14 protein-coding genes are annotated in these 19,629 nt (G+C 38.7%); 6 read left to right on the top strand and 8 right to left on the bottom strand.

Annotation, left to right across the window (positions count from 1 at the left end; translation table 11 throughout):
• The coding region (locus GX437_13175) for a hypothetical protein (GenBank protein ID NLJ08607.1) at positions 1-185 on the bottom strand (185 nt) is incomplete at its 3' end.
• Positions 186-421: 236 nt separating this feature from the next.
• Here GX437_13175 and GX437_13170 point away from each other — a divergent pair.
• A complete protein-coding gene (locus GX437_13170; protein NLJ08606.1) occupies positions 422-1,675 on the top strand; it encodes an NAD(P)/FAD-dependent oxidoreductase in 1,254 nt (417 codons plus the stop codon).
• Between the two features lie 7 nt (positions 1,676-1,682).
• Here GX437_13170 and GX437_13165 read toward each other — a convergent pair whose 3' ends face one another.
• From GX437_13165 to hydE, 3 genes are all read right to left on the bottom strand, one after another.
• A complete protein-coding gene (locus GX437_13165) occupies positions 1,683-2,789 on the bottom strand; it encodes an alkaline phosphatase (GenBank protein ID NLJ08605.1) in 1,107 nt (368 codons plus the stop codon).
• 82 nt (positions 2,790-2,871) lie between these two features.
• The gene (locus GX437_13160) at positions 2,872-3,996 is read right to left on the bottom strand and encodes a hypothetical protein (GenBank protein ID NLJ08604.1); all 1,125 of its coding nucleotides are present in this window, start codon (positions 3,994-3,996) and stop codon (positions 2,872-2,874) included.
• Between the two features lie 181 nt (positions 3,997-4,177).
• Entirely contained in the window at positions 4,178-5,260 is a 1,083-nt protein-coding gene (gene hydE, locus GX437_13155; protein ID NLJ08603.1) for a [FeFe] hydrogenase H-cluster radical SAM maturase HydE, read from the bottom strand.
• A 55-nt stretch (positions 5,261-5,315) separates the two neighbouring features.
• Here hydE and GX437_13150 point away from each other — a divergent pair, with 55 nt between their 5' ends.
• Genes GX437_13150 through GX437_13140 form a run of 3 tightly spaced genes read left to right on the top strand, consistent with a single transcriptional unit; the run spans position 5,316 to position 8,910 of the window.
• Positions 5,316-7,427, top strand: coding sequence for a PAS domain S-box protein (locus GX437_13150; protein ID NLJ08602.1), 2,112 nt, complete (start codon positions 5,316-5,318; stop codon positions 7,425-7,427).
• Between the two features lie 11 nt (positions 7,428-7,438).
• On the top strand, positions 7,439-8,077 hold the full coding sequence (locus tag GX437_13145) for a response regulator transcription factor (GenBank protein NLJ08601.1): 639 nt from the start codon (positions 7,439-7,441) through the stop codon (positions 8,075-8,077).
• Positions 8,078-8,124: 47 nt separating this feature from the next.
• Positions 8,125-8,910 carry a hypothetical protein gene (locus tag GX437_13140; protein ID NLJ08600.1) on the top strand — a complete coding sequence of 262 codons (786 nt, stop codon included), beginning with the start codon at positions 8,125-8,127 and terminating at the stop codon, positions 8,908-8,910.
• On the opposite strand, the gene GX437_13135 is transcribed toward GX437_13140, so the two are convergent.
• From GX437_13135 to GX437_13125, 3 genes are read right to left on the bottom strand one after another with little or no spacing between them, the layout of a single operon-like run.
• Complete coding sequence (locus GX437_13135) at positions 8,911-12,012, bottom strand: WD40 repeat domain-containing protein (GenBank protein NLJ08599.1); 3,102 nt, start codon at positions 12,010-12,012, stop codon at positions 8,911-8,913.
• A gap of 10 nt (positions 12,013-12,022) precedes the next feature.
• Positions 12,023-13,084 (bottom strand): hypothetical protein, encoded by a 1,062-nt coding sequence (locus GX437_13130; GenBank protein ID NLJ08598.1) that lies wholly within the window; start codon positions 13,082-13,084, stop codon positions 12,023-12,025.
• Complete coding sequence (locus GX437_13125; protein NLJ08597.1) at positions 13,077-13,823, bottom strand: hypothetical protein; 747 nt, start codon at positions 13,821-13,823, stop codon at positions 13,077-13,079. The genes GX437_13130 and GX437_13125 overlap by 8 nt, the downstream gene beginning before the upstream one ends.
• A gap of 171 nt (positions 13,824-13,994) precedes the next feature.
• On the opposite strand from GX437_13125, the gene GX437_13120 reads away from it, so the two are divergent.
• Entirely contained in the window at positions 13,995-17,036 is a 3,042-nt protein-coding gene (locus tag GX437_13120; GenBank protein NLJ08596.1) for a hypothetical protein, read from the top strand.
• Here the strand turns inward: GX437_13120 and GX437_13115 are convergent.
• Positions 17,029-17,472 (bottom strand): hypothetical protein, encoded by a 444-nt coding sequence (locus GX437_13115; protein ID NLJ08595.1) that lies wholly within the window; start codon positions 17,470-17,472, stop codon positions 17,029-17,031. The genes GX437_13120 and GX437_13115 overlap by 8 nt on opposite strands.
• A gap of 701 nt (positions 17,473-18,173) precedes the next feature.
• On the opposite strand from GX437_13115, the gene GX437_13110 reads away from it, so the two are divergent.
• Positions 18,174-19,526 carry a tyrosine-type recombinase/integrase gene (locus GX437_13110; GenBank protein NLJ08594.1) on the top strand — a complete coding sequence of 451 codons (1,353 nt, stop codon included), beginning with the start codon at positions 18,174-18,176 and terminating at the stop codon, positions 19,524-19,526.
• Positions 19,527-19,629: the final 103 nt, after the last annotated feature.

Genomic DNA, 19,629 nt, shown 5'->3' with positions numbered 1-19,629 from the left:
GCATCCGCAGTATGATTTTCATACCAGGTAACATAAATGGTACAAATTCCGGCATTGGGATCGTCCACTTCGGCTTTCCATTCTCCCAACAGTTTTTGTTCATCAGGACTGAGCTGGGCAAAAAGCTTCATATTGATGCCCGCAATAATGAAAATTCCTAACAGTATCTGATTAAATGTTTTCATGGCGATTTTTACAGATTAATACCTGAAGAAGGGGTACAAGTAAAGTCAATTTCATGGGTTGTATTTCCTTGAAAATTCAGTCCGTAAAAATCTGCTTCCCCTCAGTAAATCAATATGTTGAAATTTCAATTTTCCTGATTAACCTAAATTTCAATCATTATTAAATCCGATGCGCTAATTTTGAAAGCCATAAACTTTTCAGGCATTGTCTTTTTAAAACAAATAAAAAGCGTTTTTTGAAGAAAAAAATCATCGTTATAGGGGCAGGGGCAGCCGGTATGATTGCAGCCGGCAGGGCAGCCGAGTCAGGAGCTGATGTGCTCATTCTTGAGAAAATGGAACGGGCAGGGAGAAAACTGCTCATCACCGGAAAAGGGAGGTGTAACATTACCAATATCGCCCCCATGTTTGAATTTATCAGGCATATTTATCCTGAAGGAAAATTTTTGCGTCCTGCTTTTTCTCAGTTTTTTTCAAAAGACATCATCCGGCTTTTAGAGGCTTATGGAGTGGAAACAAAAGCTGAAAGGGGCGGAAGAGTGTTCCCTGTCAGTGATTTTGCTGCCGATATTGTCAACGGTCTGCTGAAATGGAACCATAAAGCTGGCGTAAAAACTGAATACGGATGCAGGGTAACAAAGATCCTGGCAGAATACAATCAGGTCAAAGCTGTCCAATACGAGAAAAACGGAGGGATGTTCAGGATTCCCTGCGAGGCAGTTATTTTGTGCAGCGGGGGCAAATCTTATCCTGCCACAGGATCGGACGGATCGGGTTATCGCCTTGCAGAAATGTGCGGCCACCGGATTGTTTTTCCCCTGCCCTCGCTTGTCCCATTGACAACCGAAACCAGCCTTGCTGCAAGCATGCAGGGAGTCAGTCTTAAAAATATCAGGGCAAGCCTTTTCATTGAAAACAAGAAACAGGCAGACGAATTCGGGGAAATGCTTTTTACTCATTTCGGACTGAGCGGCCCTGTCATCCTCACACTCAGCAGATTAGCCGTTGAAGCACTCGAAAGTAAAAAAGATGTCATCATTTATATTGATTTAAAACCCGCCCTTGACGATAAAGTTCTCGACCAGCGTTTACTGAGAGACCTGAATGAGTTTGGGAAAAAATCACTCAGAAATATTTTCCGGGAATGGCTTCCACAGGGGATGATAATGCCTTTCATTGAATTATGCGGACTCGAAGCCGAAAAAAAAGGTCATCAGGTCTCAGCCGAAGAGCGGAAAAGAATCAGGGTATTGATGAAAAATCTGAAATTCAGGGTCAATGGGCACCGGGGATTTAAAGAAGCCATCATTACCTCAGGAGGAGTTTCGCTCGATGAAATCAATCCCGAAAGCATGGAATCAGAACGGGTAAAAGGGCTTTACTTTGCCGGAGAGGTTATCAACCTGCATGCTGACACGGGAGGCTACAACCTTCAAATAGCCTGGAGCACCGGCTGGTTAGCCGGAACTCATTCAGCATCAGCCCATTAGGCAATGATTATTTCAATCCGGCAGACTGAAGTATTTTGTAAAAAATATCTTTGTTTTGATAGATACCGCCAAAGTTTTCAGCACCTTTTCCAAAAGCAAAAACAGGGATCAGCGAGGCAGTGTGACCTTTGGACGAAAATGTCGGTTTAATACTATTATAATCGCTTTCTTCATCTTCATATCCGGCAGAGGAGGGCAATGAAAAGCCACCTGTTTCATGGTCAGCTAACACAACTACGAGGGTATTGCCATCTTTTTCGGCAAAATCAAGCGCAACTTTTATGGCTTTATTAAAATCCAGAATTTCAGCAATCAGATAATCAGCATCATTATCATGTCCTGCCCAGTCAATCTGAGAACCTTCCACCATCAGGAAAAAACCGTGCTCAGATGCAGACAAATACTTAATAGCAGCCTTTGTTGCATTGGGTAAAAAATCACCCCTTTTTTCAGTTGCCTTTGGCATTGATCGGGCATACAACAGAAAACCGTACTTTTTGTTAATATCGTATTGAATATTTGCCTTTAATGACTGGGTGTCAACAAGAAATCCGTATTTTGGAAAAGTATCAAAAAGATTGATCCTATCATTACGCTGATTAAAGAATTTTATTCCGCTGCCGGCAAAAAAATCAATATCAGAATGAATCAACTGAAGTGCTATTTCTTCTTCCATAGAGCGGTTTCTGACATGAGCATAAAAAGCTGCCGGGGTAGCATGTGTGATGGATGAAGTAGCTACCAGTCCGGTCAGATATGCCTTTTCAGACAGGATTTCTACCAGATTTTTTCGGGGAAGAGAATCAGTTCCGACTCCTATTGCTCCGTTGTATGTACGTTCACCAATAGAAAAAGCAGTTCCTCCTGCTCCACTATCGGTAATTTTGTGTGAAGCAGAAGAAGTATTGATAAGACCTACCACCGGGAAAAAAGTAAAGGAAGGGGTATCGTTGCCTGCATAGTAAAGTGAACTGATCTGGGAAAGACCCATGCCATCCCCGATCATCACGATGATGTTCAGGGGCTTGTTTTCGGGCTGCTGTTGTCCGGTTTTTTTACAAGAAGAAAATCCCGCTAAAATGACGGAAAGGATTAAGCAAAAATAAAGTCTCATACCTGAAAAATTTGACTGCAAAGGTAAAAAACCCCTTACTGCCATGAGTTAATAAATATTAAAACAAAAGAAGGCTACAGTGTCAGATAATCAAAACTGCCCATATTTTCACCTTTTCGTCTTTTGTCCTGACCTTTATGGCGAATCCGTATGTTGAAAAACCGGAAAGATTCAGCTGATTTTTTTCTACGAGTTCAGCCAGAATTTTTTCAGCCGCATATTCAGCCTGAAAATCTTTGACATTGGTTTCATAAACAGCAATGTACTCATGATAATAAGAATTCTTTGCAAGAAACCAGAATAGTTTCCCCTGTGCTTTTGCGATACGCTGCTGTGGCGTTTTTGCATAAAAATTACGCCTGCCCCTGGTTTGTTCATGTGTGAATTCCTTGTTGGCATACAAATACTCAATATGTTTCATAGCACTGGTTGTCAGGGCTTTATCAGGATTAAGATTTGCCAGCTTATTTTTAATGAATTTATCAAGCATTTTTCGTATAGATGATGAAGAAGTTACAGTAATCCTTTCTTCATGTATCTGGTTATTCTCATTTGTTCCCGTTTTTACTTCCTTTTCATAGGCAATGGCTTGAGATGCATAATAAGGAGTAACGGTAATACCGAACAAACTGGTTCCATAAACAATCAAACCATCCGTAACAAATGCTGCTCCATGGATTTTATGTCCTGACCCAAGCATATTTGCATTATGTCCCGGACTTTTTTTCCATGTATCAAATGCCTTTTCAGCAATATCTTCAGCAATTTCCTCAGCGTTTTTTCCGATGTAGGAAGTATTAAAAAAATAGAGTGCATTTTCTCCCCGCCACGAAAAAGATGCATTTCCATCTTCAACAAAAAGCAGGCGGTTTCCCGGTTCTTTCCCGGTGAATTTCTCTTTCCCTTTTTGCTGGGTATGTGTCAGCTCATCATTGACTATCATGTAAACAGAATGATTCCGGCAGGTGAGCCAAAAAATATCATTCCATGCAACGGTATCCAGTTTATTTTCTTTCCGGTATTTATTCAACAGCTGATGAAACTTCAGTGCTGCAAGTCGTTCAATGATACTGGCTGAGTCTGTTTTTGCTGCTGCAAGCAGGCGGTTTAAATCTGTTTGTTTGTAAATTTCAAATTTCTGAGCAATTAAAAACTTTGATGAAAACATCAAAATAATTAAGCTGACAAATTTTGGAATCGTTTTCATAAAAGCTCGTTTTTACGCTTAATATTAATTAACGAACCGTGGTAAAACTTATTGAAGATGAGATTTGTCAAGTATAATGCAAATTGGTATATCCAGCCATAATCTGTCAATTGTATATTCAGACCATTCTATTGATTTTCTTTTTGGAATGTGATTCAGTCCGGGCGGAAAAGTCAGCAATTTATTTCTGAAGAAAGTGAAGTGAATCACCTCTGACATCAGTCAGGCACTCAAAACCAGACTGTGTAATCTGGTGAATAAATGAGTCAGCTGTTTTGAAAGGATCATCAAAAACCGGCTTATTGTCATAAATCCGGTAATCAGAAGTATATCTGAGGGGTGTCAGGTTAAACATCAATACATTGCATCCAGACTGAATACCGGCCAGCCTTCCTCCATCGCTTATGGTTTCCATAGCGGTGGTTGAAGCGATATTTATGTCTTTCATCATCAGGCGAAGCAGCGAATACATTTTTAGTGTGAGCCGGAATCTCATTTCCAGAGGCCAAAGCTCATTTTTCCTTTCAAACAATGGTGTTTGCTGATGTTCCAGATAGGGACCCATGCCTACCATATCAACATCAAGCATTCTGATAAACATCAGGTCATTGGCAAGGTGATGGAAATTTTGCCCCGGTAATCCAATCATAATGCCCGTACCTGTCTGATAACCAATATTTCTCAAATTTTCGAGAGCTTCAATGCGTGCCTGAAAACTATGTCTTTTATTTTTGGGATGAATCTGATAATACAAAGCTTCGTCTGAAGTCTCTATTCTTAGCAGATAACGGTTGGCACCTGCTTCAAACCAGTTTTTATAGACTTCAGCTTTTTGCTCCCCGCATGAAAGTGTAATTCCTGCTTTAAAACCAGTAATGCACTGAATTTCAAGACACAATTTCGTAATGTATTCAATAAATTCACGGTCTTCCCTTTCACCACTCTGAACGACAAAGTTGATAAATCCATGTTCATAAGCCTTTCGGATAGTTTCAATTATCTCATGAAAATCAACTGTATATCGCTTTACCTGATGATTGCCTGCCCTTAGTCCACAGTAGTAACAGTTTTTCGTACATTGATTTGAAACCTCCAGCAACCCACGGATAAAAACTTTTTTCCCGATATGCCGGTCTCTGACCTCTGATGCCTTTTGAAATAAGTATTCATCCAGTGCAGACTCATTATTTCCCAGCACTGAAATCAGGTCATCTGCAGTAAAATTTCCTTCATTAATTTTATCGGCCAAAGTATTTTTTCTCATACGGCAAAGCTATGTAAATTTGGCATCAAAAATATCAGCTTTTTTTCTTGATCTTATGATAAAATCCATTTTCCGGAAAATACCTATACGGTTTGAACTCTTCCTACCGATACTGGCAGCGGTACTCATTTCTATTTTTGTACTTACAATATTGATTATCAACAAATCAAGGGAAAATTTCAGGGAAAATATTGAAAAAGACCTCAGCATGCAGGTCAATACCATTGTCAAAATGCTCAGACGCGAAAAAGCGTTAAAACTTGAAAATGCCGTCAATGATTTAAAAGTCGCTCATTATATTTTTTACAGGAATTTTCCTGAGTTAGACGGTGAAAATATTTTGGTTTCGGTTGAAAATCAGGAAAGCGGTTTAAAACATCAGACACTGATTAAAAACTGGAAATGGAACAGTCGGCCTTTACTGAAAGATTCGGTGTTAGTTGATACCATCAGAAGCCTGACAGGAAGTACTGCTACCGTATTTCAGCGTATCGATTCAGGATTTTTACGTATTTCGACAAATGTCAGGTCGGCTGAAGGGACACGTGCCCATCTGACTTATATTCCATTAACCTCACCTGTTGCACAGGAAATATTGTCGGGAAGGAATTATCTGGGAAGGGCTTATGTGGTAAATGACTGGTATATAACGGCTTATGAGCCGATTTTCGATAAAGGAGAAATAACAGGAATGCTTTATGTGGGGAAAAGAGAGAAAGACATGAAAGAACTTCAGCTACTGATTTCAAGCATAAAAACCGGAAAAAGCGGGTTTTTCTTCCTGATAGATGAAAACGGAGAATTTCTCATAAATCCACCTGATAATCAGAATCTTAAAATTAATCCCGATGCACTTGCCCCAATCCTCACCCGTGGAAAAGGAATATTTTATTACCGCGAAAAAAACAAGCAATATCAACATATTCTTGCGTATGAATATTTTCCTGATTTTAAAATTTATGCAGCGGCTCTGATTGATGAAAAGGTGGAGGAAAAAGAGCTTACCGGAAAAATCATATTTTTCTCATCCATTACCGGCTTATTTGTGGTGATGGTTATCACACTGTCAATCTATACTTTAACCCGAAAACGAATCTATCAATACCTGAAAAAACTTGAAGAAAGTGATCAGAAGCTCAAAACAGCCTCAGAAGCATTAAAAGAATCAGAAAAACAATTTCAGACCCTCTTTAACAATACGAGCGATGATATTTTTGTTATTGATTTTGAAGGTAAATTTCTGGAAGTCAATGATTCGGCATGCAACAATCTCGGTTATTCAAGGGAAGAAATGCTGAAAAAAAGATTTTCGGACATTAAAACTCCACCCTATGTGAATTCTGTAAGAGAAAATCTTGAGATCATCAAGCAAAGAGGTGTTTACCAGTATGAATCGGAACACTTGTCGAAAGACGGACGGGTTATACCTGTTGAGATGAAAAGCAGGAAAATATTTTTCAGGGGAAGAGAAGTCATCCTGACCATTGCAAGAGACATTACAGACCGTAAAAAAGCAGAGCAGAAAATCATTTCGACCATAGTTGAAACAGAGGAAAGGGAAAGAAAAAGGTTTGCAGCCGACCTTCATGATGTACTGGCACCTATCCTGACCACCATTAAACTATTCACTGACCTGATTATCAAGGGAGAAACAAAAAAAATCAGTCAGGAAGAAATCATCAGAAACATTGATGAACTGGTCGATCAGGCCATCACGACAACCAAGGAAATTTCCAACAACATACGTCCCAATGTCCTGCAGGATTTCGGGCTGGCTGTTGCCATAAGAGACTTCTGTGCCTATATCAACAAAACCCGCTCGGTAAAAATTCAGTTGCTGACACAAAACTATACCATTACCAAAAGAGGTATCGAGGAAACCATCCTGTATCAAACCGTTAAGGAGCTGATTAACAATACCCTGAAACATGCACAGGCAGAAAACATCACCATTGATCTGAAAAGTTATAAAGACCAGATTATACTTTATTACCGCGATGACGGCAAAGGTTTTGAAATTGAGAAAACATTTCAGGAAAAAAGCGGATTGGGAATCAACAATATCTATAACAAAATCAAAAGCATAAAGGGAAACATTGACTTCAACAGTTCGCCCGGAAACGGCATGTTTGTTTTGATTACGGTAAAATTAACGGAACAAGAATAAAAACAACGAATATGGACATCATCAAAGTAGTCATCTGTGACGATCATGTGATTTTCAGAAAAGGACTGAGTGTGGTACTGAATGAGATTAATGAAATCAAAGTAACGGCAGAAGCCTCGAATGGTCAGGAATTGCTCCAGTTAATGAAAAAGCAGGATGTGGATGTGGTATTGATGGACATCAGGATGCCGGTAATGGATGGGATTGAAGCCACAAGGAAAATCATTGAAAAACAATATGATACAAAGATTATAGCCCTGACCATGCACGAAGAAATCGGTTATTTCAATCAGATGATTGAAGCAGGGGCTCATGGTTATCTGCTCAAAAAAACGACTAAAGAAGAACTTGAGTCGGCTATTAAACAAGTGGTAAGGGGTCAATATTATTTCTCACAGGAATTTCTGGCTCATGCCGAAAAACATTTTGCCAAAAAACAGAATGAGCCACCTGTTGTATTGACTGACAGGGAAAAAGAAGTGCTGGAACTGATCTGTAAAGGCTATTCAAATCCCGAAATCGCCAAAAAACTATTTTTAAGCGAAAGAACCATAGATGGACACAGGGCCAACCTGCTCGACAAAACCGGAGCAAAGAACGCTCCTCACCTGGTGATGTATGCTATCAAACACGGGCTTGTAAAAATCTGAACAAAAATTTGTCTGATTTATGCATGATATTAATCAAAATTAAAACTATGGACTTGAGGAAATTGCTTTCAGGGATAGTGCTGATATTTGTTTTTTCAGGAATTCAGGCACAGTCCAATTATACGGTCATCAAAGTTTTCGGAGGCATTCAATACAAAGCCACCAAAAAAAACATGAATCAGGGAGATGTTTTTTCTCCGGCAGAGCAACTCATTTTCAGCAATACAGAATCAAAAGCGGCAGTGATTAATCAGGAAAAAGGCAGATTTATTCTGGCACCTCCGGTCAGCGGGAAACTCGAATCCACCCCCTATTTTATCCCTGCCATGGGGAATATTGCCTCAAGAGGAGGTACCATCAGCAACATGATCAGTCTTGAAAACCATTTTAAAGGAAAATATCTGATTATCAACAGAGTATCGGTTAAAATATCTGAAAAGGCATTTCCCATGAACGATACTGCATTTTTTTTCTTACGCTATATCTACAAAGGAGAAGAAATCAACAAAAAGCTTCCATTTAAAGGAGATTCTCTTATCATCGACAGGGCAGGCCTGCTGACAGTGGATGGAAGACCGATCCCCAATCCGGATGTCAGTGAAATGAAACTTTTCTATTTAAGTGGTAAAAAATCCACCTTCATCAGCGAATTTGAGCCTGTTTTCCCTGATACCGGAGAGCTAGAAAAAGAAATTCAGATCATTGTTAACGAGTACAAGGGTAAAGGATATGACCAATTGCTTGATGAGGTACTTGGCTACCTGAATGAGTTTTACGGCAAGCCCGATAAAGAAAATGTTGAGCAGTGGCTGAAACAGACCTTCAATTTGTAACTACCAGATTCTGAAATCCATACTGATATTTTCACTTCTCGAGGTAGGCGTCTGTTTCCCTTTTGAAATTTCCAAAGTACGGTTACGGATATATTCCTGAAGCTCAGAAACCATAATCTTTTTGTCTTTGTTTTTATCTGCCTTTCGGGTAGAAAGTCCTTCCATGAGACAATAAGTAAAAAGCCCATTCTGCCAGTTTTTGCTTTCCATGGCAAGCTCAGCCCCTCCTGATGAACTGATGACGGTGGCTCCTGATCCCTGACGAAGGTCGGCAAACAACTGATTCGATAACTCATTGATATTCTTTAATCCAAAGCCTTCCTTCGTCCTCACTCCTGCTCCGGCACTTCTGAATGCGATTACCCCCTCATCAGTTTTGATTTCATCTGTTTTCTCCACTTCCTCTTTATCCACCTCACCTGAGTGGCAGGTGTCGAGAATCAGTAGTTTTTTAAGTGCTTTCAGGCCGTCAAGCAGGCTGCCCAGTTCGTCATAGGTTATGCCATTGACGGATGGCTGGTTGAAATCAATATTGCTCGTACCGTAATAATAGTTGAACCCCTCATCCAACAGGCCATGCCCCGCAGCAAAAACAATGACCACATCATCAATATTGGCCTCTGAAAGAAATGACCTTGCTTCCAGAATATTTTCTCTGGTAACTTCATGGTTGGTCAATGTTTTGACATTCACCTTTCCGAATATATTTCTGGCATTCTGAAACAATGAAGCCATGTCGAGGGCATCTTTTGCCGCAAAACTGAGATTAAACCGGCTGTCGGTATATTCGGAAGTTCCGATGCTCAGAAGATATAAGTCCGGTTTCACCGCTTCTTTCTGATTTTCAATGTAAAATGTTTCTTTGAGAGACTCCACTCCCTGGTTGTTCATCACCGAAACCTGAATTTTATTTTTTCCACTTGACAGGTCAACACTGATATTTTGATCGACATATCTGGTTTTTTTCTCTTTCAGGTCAATCCCTGACAGGCCAAAAACAGGAACATCATTCAGATAAACATTAATTCTGTCGAGGAGATAAACTTCATCTGTCGCCCTGACTGAAAAACTGATATTTCCAGAAGTGGTTACCAAAGGCAATGATCTAAAATTGGTAATCTCAAGTTCCGGCAAATGAAGTGAACCAGCGTTGAAATTCTCAGAAATATTCATTTTTTTCAACCTTTTCAGATAAGCATGGCGATAAGCGGTAATGAGCTCTTCGGAAGCAATACCGATTCGCGACAAGACAATATCCGGCCTGTTGTACTGAACATCAAACTGTTGAGGAAGAAAATACTGTAACCCCTGTTTAAAGCCTATTCCTGACAATGCATCCCTTGGCGCCATGTAATAGTTGTCGGCAGTTATCAGTATCCTTTTATCCCTGTCAATCGGGATGATGGAAACCAAAAGGGCTTTTGAATTCATATCCCAGAGTTTTATCGTGCCGTCAAGGCTCGAAGTTGCAAGAATATGGTGTTTCTGAAGTATCACTGCCCCTGTGATTGCTGCTTTGTGGCCATAAGCCGGATTCCAGATGTCAAAAGCCGATAAATCGATGGCAGGTGCTGTGATAATCTCCCTTTTCTCTCCTTTTCTTTTTTTCAGCTTTTCGGTTTCAAAGTCCCTGAAATAGTAAATGGTTTTGTAATAATACGTTTTATGCCTGTCCTCTGTTTTACTGACGGAAGGTCTTAATTTCTGTCTGTGTCCGCTAACGGTAACTCTGCCGGGATAATTATCGTTTAAAAGCAGCGTATCGGTCAGACAAAATGGATCGACATAAAAGCCAAGATTTTGCAAAGAATTCAGAATGAATAACCTGGGTATGGCAAAGCTCTTAAAAGTCTTTTTTTCTATCAGACCCATGGGATTGATTGAAATCAGGGAAACCTTGTTGTCATTGGCACAACAGAAAGCAAGGGTGTCTCCGGGCAAAAAACATACATCCGAAACAGGATTGACATGATTTCTGATGCTTCTCATCTGAATAACGGCTGAGTTGATGTCGATGACGCGGGTAAATCCTGTTTCATTCCCGAAAATCAGCATGTTTTCATCCCTGCTTTTGTTAAGTGAGGTAATCGGAAAGGCACGGGAATACAATCTCTTCACAGCTTTCAGCGTCCTGGTTTCCCAGATGATGATGGAACGGTCACGCGAACAGGTGGCAAAAATTTCTTCATCCGGGCTAAACACGACATCATACACATCGGAATAATGATCTTTAAGCTTTTTAATCATTTTACCTCTCTGATAATCTACAACATATATCTTCCCGTCATCATTACCACCAATCAGTAAATTGAATTTTGCCGAATAAGAAATGGCATTGAAGTTTTTATCAACGTAATCGGAAGCAACAGTGAAAAGCTTTTTACCACTGCGGTAACTCATACGCCACATCCTTGAGGCCTGTATAAATGCAACAGATTGATTTTCAAAATCAGGGATCATCTTTTCCTTATGAGTTAATAATAAGAACAGATTTTTGCCTGAGAAAAGCTTTGAAATTGTTTCGTGTCTGATATGACCTTTAACTTCAAGATGATTGTCAATCAGATACATTTCTCCATCATCAGAAAGGCAGACCAGATTTCCGGTTGATTTATCGTATTGAATCCTGACGGAGCTTTTCGGGAGAATGCTGACAATTTCAGAAGTCAAAAGATTAATTCTGATTGTGTTATCCCCTGCAATAAACAACATTTCCGGATCGCTTCCAAAACAAATACTTTTGGCAGAAAAACCAAGAAAGAAATCTGTGTCCATTTCTGAAGCTGCAATGTCATAGACAAAAAGTTGCGACATGGCGATAAGAACCAATTTATTTCCATCCGGGGAGAAAGCCATATCTGAAACCTGAATTTCCCTGATGGGGAGATAAAATCCCAACATCTGACCTCCTGTTGCCAGATGCCAGATATTGACTTTGTTGCTTACGTCTATACTGGCCAAAAGTTTTCCGTCCTGACTAAACCTTAGCAAACGGACAGAACTGGTATGACCAGTCTGCACACTCAACTCTGTCTGCTGTGCAAACACAATCCCATGATAAGCTAAGAACAGGAATATCAGGGAAAAAAGAGTCTTTTTCATCGTGTTTTATTTACGGTTTTTCAAGCAAAAAATTAACATATGCGTCATTTGCCGGATCGCTGTCAAACCTTACTCTCATATATGACCGGTAAGCATTGTTAAACCAGTTGGGAGCTCCTATGGTCAAGGTGGTATATATCCTGTAGAAACTGACATTATTCTTAAGCAACTGATTCATCAGGAAAAAGGCACTGCTCAGTTCCCATGTTCCTCCGGTCATGGAAAAACCACCGGTAGCATTGGCAAGCGACAGCATGGAAGAGAAACCGACAAGAGAGTCAGTATAGCTGAAAAAAACCGGATTTATCTTGATTTTATGATTCTGGGCAAGGTTAATGATGTCAAAGGTAGTGTATGAACTTTTGCCATCATCTTTGTTAATGGTAAAAACGGTAACTGACCGGTTGGAATCGGGGGCATGTTCAGCCATGTATTTAACGGCATAATAAAGAGCATCAAGTCTGGAAGAAGTGCCTCCTGTTTTATGAGTAAGATCCAGCAGGTTACGGGCGATGGTTTCATTCCAGACCGGGGTGAATTTCTTTTCATATATTGTCAGGGGGCTTTCTTCAATTTCTCCGTTTCTGGCAAAGGCAGACAGCACCACATTCCCCTGATAATCAATATTTTTTAAAAAAGCATTCAGGTTTTCAAAACGGTAATTATAGGGATCACGTTTTTTATAGGAATTTGGGACATCGCTCTGGTCAATCAGCATACAATTGTAAAAAGTAGGAACCCCAAAAGTATCAATGTATTCAATTTTATTCACCTGATGCCTTACTTCAGTTCCGTTGAAGAAGTAGTTGTTAAAAACAAAGGCAGTATCCGGAAGTCCCTCAAAAAGAGTAGTAGAATCAGCCGTTTTGCCTCCTTTGATCACAGCAACATCCAACACAAAATCAATTTTACGAAGCTGATAATCAAGAATTCTGACTCCCATTAATACGCAAACATTGTCATGAAAAGGGAGCTCCGGCTCGGGATGCTCTTCCCTGCAGGAGAACATCAGACTTGAAGTCATCAGCAGCAAAGCTGTCAGAAACAAAGAAACTCTCCGCATATTACTCAAAATAAAGCATTTGACGTTTTAAACCAGAAAAATTGGTGATAGCAGAAAGACTCAAGGTAAAAAAGCTGTAAAAATTATCGTTGGGGGTCAATCTGTTCCATTTGAAAAAATACCTCACAGAAAAAGCCAGATATGAATTTTTTATCCCCGTTTCAAGCAAAAATAAATTATAGTTTTTATCAAAATTGAAAACAGGACGCATTTCATATTCGTCAAACCACCCTTTACTGAAGTTACGTTTTGTAGAGATATCTTCCGTGGCCTGAATGGGTGAAAGATTGGCAAATCCGAATCCGGCAAAGGGTTTCATCGACCGGGACGGGGAAAGGACATACTGAATTTCGGCAAGCATGCGACTGCCTCCGTTATTTATTCTCGAATAATAAATGTGGAATGTATCGTCAGCCCATGGATATTTCAGTTTGGTCACCTGCCCTTCAATGTCTGAAAAAATACTCCATTCCATCCATAAACTGAAACGGCTGATGTCCATCAAAGCTACAAATCCAACATTCATACAAGCTCCTGTAAAGCTAAACTGATTTTTGTCGAGATAATATCCCTTAAAGCTTGAAGGAGAAAAATAAACATCCTTTGTGAAATGAGTATAATGAAGACCTGTCATCTGATAGGTAACCCCGAAACTCAGCCGCTGAGCATAATTATTAACCATGAACAACAGCTGGATGAAGGCAAATATCAGCGACACTTTTATGAATAAAGGTTTATTTTCTGTCATTTTCTTAGTTGATAAATCCATGTAAAGTTATGTCATTTCTTATGGAAAATATTTTTTCTGCTGATTTTTTTAATGGTTTTAAAAGAATGTCATTGAATTGAACTTTAAAAGAGGAAAGTGATGTATTTTTACCATCGGAAGAAATACAGCAAATAAACTTTAATTAAAGGAATGCGACACTTTTGGCTATTATCAGTAATACTGTTTGTATTATGGTTCAGAGGGTCGTCACAAAACATACGCTATCCTGTTGAGAATTTTGGCCCGAAAGAATACGGACGCAACCGCGATGTTCAAAACTGGGCTTTGGCACAAGGAAATGATGGCAGGCTTTATTTCGGAAATGCGAATGGAATTTTGGAATATAATGGTTTCTCATGGTCGTTCATACCCTGTGTCAATGGGGTATTCGTTACCGCACTGGCATTCGGGAATGATGGACTGCTTTATGTCGGCACACAATACGGCTTTGGCTGCCTTATCCCCGACCTGAGTGGTAAACTTCAATATTATTCACTATCAGACAATTTGCTCGATCAGTATTTCAATACCATAGTCTGGAAAATTCATGTTATCGGTAATCATGTTTATTTTCAGACAGAAGATGCCATTTTTGATTATTTCGAAGGAAAAGTAAATACCTTACTGCCCGAAACCTCCTTTCACCTTTCTTTCGATGTAAATGACCAACTAATTGTCAGGGTCAGGGACAGGGGTTTGTTTAGACTTAACAATAAATCATGGGTAAAAATAGAAGGGAGCGAAATATTTGCACAGACAGGGATTTTTTCTGTTCTTCCTTTTCCCGGGCAAACCGGACATTGGCTGATTTTTACACAAGGTAATGGTATCTGGGAATATAAAAGCGGTAAATTTAGTACGGTCAGGTCCGATTTTGATGCTTTATTCAATAATTCCGTCATTTACGGAGGTATTGTTTTGCATGACCGGCAAATTGCCATCAATACCTCTTCGAATGGTGTGCTCATCACTGATTTCAAACTCGATTATATTCACATCATCAATTCCTTACAGTCGGGAATATCGGTTAACGACATCAAGCAAGTCATGGAAGACCGCCATGGAAACCTGTGGTGCGCCACCAATAATGGCATCAGCAAAATCAGTTATTCTTCACCTGTTGGCGTTTATGACAAAAAAAACGGGATTTCCAGCAATGTTTATTGTATCACGTTATATCAGGGAAAAATTTATGTGGGGACTTCAAATGGAATACTGGCTCAGAAAGACAGAGAATACATTGATTTTGAAGCAATTCCAAACATAAAAGAAAGCGTATGGGTGTTTCATCAATCAGGAAACAGTTTGCTGATAGGAGGCAATGAAAAATTTTACTGCTATGATGGCAAACATATTGAAACCATCGGCAATCATAATGTCCGAAGCATTGTTACCATTCCTGAATTAAATCTGGTCATTGCGGGAGGACTTAATGGCATTGATTTTTACCAAAACATCAATAAAAACTGGAAAAAGGTAACCCACACGGATGAAATCAATACAGAAATAATCGGCCTTGCCATCGAAAAAACCGGAAATAATATGTACAGACTCTGGGCAGGTACCCTTTTTAACGGGCTGTATTCTGTAAGCTTTAGTGAGGATTTAACATTCAATATCAATCAATTTGGCGCAAAAGAATCTTTGCCGGAAGGCTTTTGTATCCCCTTTCATACAGGTGAAAAGGTGGTTTTTGGAACAAACAACGGCATTTATTCATTTAAAGATATAAAAGGAAAAGATAAAGACACAAAAGCCCTGCTTGAAAATATCCTGATTTTTGGAATGGACATCCACAAACCCGTCAATACACTTGCCAGAAAAGGGAATCAGCTTTTTATTTCACTGACCGACCAGGTTTTGTACTTCAAAAACGGGAAATATGACGGGAAACCTCTTGCAGGTGTAGATGCCGGAAAAATCAGGACAGTTTTTATTGAAAATGAAAATATTACCTGGTTTGGCTGTGATGATGGGCTGATCCGCTACGACAACAGGAAATATATTCCGAATGCAAATCATTTTAAAACATTTATTACCAGTGTTTTATACAATCCGGATTCTGTCATTTATTTCGGAAACAGCTTTAAAGGAATGGAAAAACCAGTATTGAAATTTTCTGAGAATTCCCTATCCGTTTTCTTTTCCTCCGACTTTTATCATTTCCCTGAACAAATCATGTACAGCTATTTTCTGGAAGGAATTGACAAAGACTGGAGTCCCTGGACTACCGATCACAAAGCAATATTCAGCCATCTCCCCGAAAGCAGCTATACATTCCGGGTAAAAGCAAGAAATGTATTTGATTATGAAAGCAGCGAAGCCGTTTACCGTTTTACGGTTTTACCGCCATGGTACCGCACCACACCTGCCTATATTGCCTACTTTATCGGCCTGATTATCATTATTTTCATCATTGTCCGCATCAGCAACTACCGTATCCGTCAAAAAAATATCAGGCTGGAAAAAATCGTTCAGGAGCGTACAGCCGAAATTGCTGCCAAAAATGTGATTTTACAGGAACAGAAGGAGCAGATTGAGAAGGAAAAAGCCAAATCGGAAGCCCTGCTGCTCAACACCCTTCCTGCCAAAGTGGTTGAAGAACTGAAAGCCAAAGGATTTACAGAGCCTGAAAGTTTTGAAAATGTGACGGTTTATTTTTCCGACATTAAAGGCTTTACGGAGATGTCGGGTGGACTCGACCCCAAATATTTAATCAGCAAGCTCAACGAAATGTTCACCGCCTTTGACGACATCATGACTAAATATAACTGCGAGAGAATCAAAACCATAGGAGATGCCTACATGGCTGTATGCGGACTGCCGCAAAAACAGGAAAATCATGCAGAGCAAATGGCTTTGGCGGCCATAGACATACTCAGATACCTGAAAGAAAGAAACAAAAAAGACGAATTACCCATCAGCATCCGCATCGGGCTGAATTCCGGAAAAGTTACAGGGGGTATTGTTGGTGTCAGAAAATATATCTACGATGTTTTCGGAGATACGGTCAACACGGCCTCCCGTATGGAAAGCAACGGTGAACCTATGAGAATCAATGTTTCAGAAACCACCTACCTCCTGCTTAAGGATAAATTCAGGTTTGAAGAGCGTCCTCCCCTTGAAGTAAAAGGGAAAGGAGTGCTGAAAATGTATTTTTTAAACTGGGAAGAATCTGAAAAAGCTATTTGACCAGCTTCACCTTCACACACTGATTGGCAACAACAGTAACATTTCCTGAAAAATACAAGGTTGCAGTCCCTGTTTCATAAACTTCATATTTTACCGACAGGGTCTTGACATTGCCAATGTTTTTAGTGGCTGTAACAGGGCCGGCCTGCCCGCAACCTGGCTCAGCATCCTGGGCGGCTGCTGCCGATGTTTTTCCCACTTCATATCCATCGAGAAAATACGTTAAACTGATGGCTCCCATGTTCAGGAGTTTTGTTCTGGTGGTCTTGTCGAACCATAAAACAACCTGACCCTGATACTGACAACTGCCATCATCCTGTGTGGCTTTCGGATCATAATTCACGGAATCAGGATCGGTACATCCCGTTTTGTCGCAAGACTCGAACAAGGCTATGGTGAAAAACAAGGCAGAGAAAATCAAAATTGCTTTTTTCATAATCCTGAGTTTAAAATTAGGTATTTCAATCTGAACGATAAAAAATTCAAAAGCTCAAAAATAACATTTTTTTACTGTTCAGCTTCAACTCATTTAAGCTGAGACTAGTTTTAATGAATCACCTATCATAGTCAAGTGTAAAGCCTGAGAGACAGAAATAGAGTTGCTCTTAAAAAGTGGACAGAAGGATAAGTCATTAAGTTGCTGAATTTTTGAATAATTAATATTTTTGTTACTGTTTAGCTAGCTCATTGTTTTTCATATCAATAATTTATATTTTTCAAAAAAGAAATAAACCGCTAATTCTCGCTAATGAAACGCAAATTTTCGCGAATATCAGCGGTCTAATCTGCGTTTATTCGCGGTAACAATAACAGTTGGCAGCTGAACAGTAACACTTTATTTTAAACATGTCGAATTCGACACCTTTAGAATACAAGCTGGATTAAACATTTTTAATTAAACTTTGTATCCGAATCAAGTTCTGGACATGCCAAATGGGTCTCAAATACAGCGATTTCCGAAAAAATCTGGACAAGCAAATAAGTTGCAGGGATTCACTTATGCATTGTTCAGTTTAAATATAATTAATTTTAGATTCACAATACAATTTTCTGATTTTTGTTGCGTATATTTCTCAAATCAGTTATAATTGCGCAGTAATTAATTCGCTTTTGTTTTAATTAGTTAAGATATACGCTATGAACACTTCATTGTTACAACTTGAAAGAATAGAGCATAACAATCAAAAAAGGATTAAAGTTGTTTTTGATTATAACAATAAGATAAACAACATATTAAGGCAAATAAAAGGGGCAGCATGGAGTAAAAATTTAAATTCGTGGCACATTCCGGATAATGAAAATTCAATTGAATTTTTAAGAATTAATTTTCCGGATTCAGAATGGATTCAAAATGACAATGAAAATAAACTTAAACAGGATCAAAGTTCAGATCAAAAATTATTGGTAGTAAGAGAAACTAAAGGACGTATTAAGTTGATTTTCAAATATAACAAAGAACTAATAATACTGTTAAAAACGATTCCATATTATTACTATGATGTTCAGAATAAATGGTGGACATTACCTGATACTGAGAATATCCGTAAAAAACTTTTAGAATTTTGTGATTTTTACAAATGGGAATATGAAGAGCAGGATATTGTTAAAGATAAAATTAAAACCCCAAGACAAAAACTATTTGATGTACCAAATTATAGAAATGTCCCGGAGAAATTCATTGAGAAGCTGGAAATTCTAAGATATTCACCAAACACTATCAAGACATATACAGACCTTTTTAAAGAATTTATCAATTACCATCACACCCGGAAAATTGAAGAACTGACTGAAAATGAAATCATTGCTTATATGCGTTATCTTGTAAATGAAAGAGGTGTTTCTTCATCTTATCAAAATCAGGCTATAAATGCAATTAAGTTTTATTATGAAAAGGTTTTGGGCGGAAATAGAAAATTCTATCATATTGACAGACCCAAAAAGGAAAAAATTTTACCAAATGTTTTAAGTCAGGAAGAAATAATAAGAATTCTTCAAAGTCCTGAAAATTTAAAACATAAAACAATGCTTTGGTTGGCCTATTCTGCTGGCTTAAGAGTAAGTGAACTGCTTGAATTGAAACCGGCAGACATTGACTCAGACAGGATGCAAATTCATATCAGAAGTGCAAAAGGAAAAAAAGACAGATTTACAATTTTATCAACTAAAGTATTAGAGATGTTAAAGTTATATTACAAGCAATACAGACCTAAAGATTATTTATTTGAAGGAGTTAACGGTGGACAATACTCTTCAAGAAGCATACAACAGGTATTAAAAGTAGCTTGTAAAAAAGCAGAAATAAAAAAGGAGGTGAGTATGCACACATTAAGACATAGCTTTGCCACACATTTGCTGGAAAATGGAACTGATTTAAGGTATATACAAAGTCTTTTAGGGCATTCCAGTTCAAAAACTACTGAAATTTACACACACATTACAACAAAAGGATTTGAAAAGATTAAAAGTCCTTTAGATAATTTGTCAGTATGAAAAATATTTTTAATTTTGCAATCAAAATTTAAAATAAATTTTATGATTGAGGTTTATTCAAGTAAAGCAAAAATATGCGCTATATTGCGTAAACCCAATCGTT

The sequence above is a fragment of the Sphingobacteriales bacterium genome (assembly GCA_012517435.1).
Taxonomy (GTDB): Bacteria; Bacteroidota; Bacteroidia; order CAILMK01; family JAAYUY01; genus JAAYUY01.
The sequence above is the reverse complement of the archived record's forward strand: the minus strand, read 5'-3'. Positions and strand labels throughout refer to the sequence as shown.